This window comes from Cupriavidus sp. 05N39, from assembly GCF_056397325.1.
This window is the reverse complement of record NZ_JBFTNE010000235.1, coordinates 1-1,868: the sequence shown is the minus strand read 5'-3', so window position 1 is coordinate 1,868 and position 1,868 is coordinate 1. Positions and strand designations below refer to the sequence as shown.

Sequence of the window (1,868 nt, the reverse complement as noted above, 5' to 3'; positions counted from 1 at the left end):
CATCAGGGGCGATGGTGTTACGGCAAAACGCCCATGCGCACCTTCCTCGACTCGCTGGAACTCGCCAAGGAGAAACTGATCCCGCATTGAGTCGCGCTTCTCGATTCAACAGCCCGACTATCTGTCAGATCGAGTCCCAGCTAATACACGTCAGGCGCTTTGGCGCGCGCCATAAAAGACGCCGCGCTGGGGCAACGACAGTGCCGACGCCTGTAGATGCGTTGCTCAAGAGCTGCTCTACGCCATCCAGTTCCGATTCGCGAGTGTCGGAGGCCCCTTCGGGAAATCCGGAACCGGACACTCGCGGTCGGTCATTTTCGTGGAAGCAGACTGACCGCTGTGGCCTGCGGATTCAACCGGTCAACGCAACAGCTTGATGGAATCGTTCAGCCGGTGTATCGAAGTTTAGTGTTTTGCGTGGGCGTTCGTTGAGTCTTCTGGCTATGGCGTTGAGCTTGGCTTGCGAGTAGCCCGAGAGATCGGTGCCTTTCGGGAAGTACTGTCTCAACAGGCCATTCGTGCTCTGGGTCATCTCCTTTCTTGGCACCTCCAGGCTTAGCCGATCTGTCCCCGTTAAAGAGTTCTGACCGGGGTACATCACCGCGACGTGAATACCTGGTCGCTGCGGCGGGACAGAGGGCGGTCGGACCGGGGCGCGCTTCGTCGTGGCGTGTTCTCATACCAATTGTCACGTTAGTTCAGAAACGCTTCGAATGGCCGAGTCACGCCCTGAGGTGGTCGGCCAAGGTCCTCGCCACAGTCGGCCACTCCCCAGCCATCAGCGGTCATTCACGTAACCGCAAACAGGCACTACACTCTGTTTGTCCCCACGCCGCGTTGCCTGCTGCGAGGGATCGTCTGACGATAGGCATCCGTTGTTCATCGCGTGTATCTCCCTCGGTATAGTGCCGCAGACGTCGCTGCAGGCCGGCCTCGAACGATTACTCACTTGGGGAATGCATGAAAACGCCGAACTCCAACTCCCATGCCGCTCCGTTTGACGGTCCGAACGTCGATCACTTTCGCTTCCACCGACCTCACGAACATCTTGCCGCGGCGTTTGGCAACGACAGGTTCGCGCTCAAGGCCGAAGCCTTCGCACGTTTTTTTGGGACGCCCGTTTTTTTAGGGGCACAGACGGTAATCGTCGCCATCTGGATTGGGGTGAACGCCCTCGGCTTCACCAGGTTCGACGTTTACCCATTCATTCTCCTTAATCTGGCATTCAGTCTCCAAGCAGCTTATGCCGCGCCGCTCATTTTGCTTGCTCAGACGCGACAGGCAGCGCGAGACAACGCGCACGCCGAGGCTGACGCGCAACACAGGGAGGCCCTTGCTGTCGCTAACGAGCAGCGGCAGGCAATTTCCGCGCAAACCGCGGCACAACTGCTGGAGTTGTTGCAGCGGAATACGGAACTGACCGAACTTACCCAAAAATTAACTGAGCGGGTCGAAACGCTGACCATCGAGTTGCACGAGAAGCTCTTGCAAAAGGACTCAAAATGATAACCCGGCTCCCTGCCCATCAAGGTCGAGGTGGATGTTGGTGAGGTATCCCCTAGATGCGAGTGAGCGTTCGATCGAGGTGGCGAGAGGGCACTCCGGGTCGGCTACTGCTGTCCGCGCTACACGGCCGTTCCACAGCCAGTTTCGGCCATTCGCGCCGGCCTGCGCCAACGGCTGAAGTTCGGTGCCAGAGCCGCCATTCGTGCATTCTAAACACAGCGTCTTAAATAATGGTTCATCCGACTTTCGTGTGGGTCAGCGCAGCTGGATGTAGGTTGAGACCACCGCAGTGGAAGTAGACGGCGATCTTAAAGTGGTCCGGATTGCGATAGCCGCAGGCTCGCTTCTGCACAGTGGCGATC

At 58.1% G+C, this 1,868-nt stretch carries 1 protein-coding gene and 1 pseudogene; one reads left to right on the top strand and one right to left on the bottom strand.

What is annotated here, in order from left to right; translation table 11 throughout:
* Nucleotides 1-352: 352 nt before the first annotated feature.
* Nucleotides 353-526 (bottom strand): annotated as a pseudogene (locus AC1DN0_RS40945) (transposase); the annotation flags it as partial.
* A gap of 434 nt (nucleotides 527-960) precedes the next feature.
* Here AC1DN0_RS40945 and AC1DN0_RS40940 point away from each other — a divergent pair.
* A complete protein-coding gene (locus AC1DN0_RS40940; protein ID WP_441637711.1) occupies nucleotides 961-1,506 on the top strand; it encodes a DUF1003 domain-containing protein in 546 nt (181 codons plus the stop codon).
* Nucleotides 1,507-1,868: the final 362 nt, after the last annotated feature.

What these genes read in the sequence shown, in the direction of transcription:
- AC1DN0_RS40940 (WP_441637711.1), top strand. Translation starts at nt 961, where the DNA reads ATGAAAACGCCGAACTCCAACTCCCATGCCGCTCCGTTTGACGGTCCG.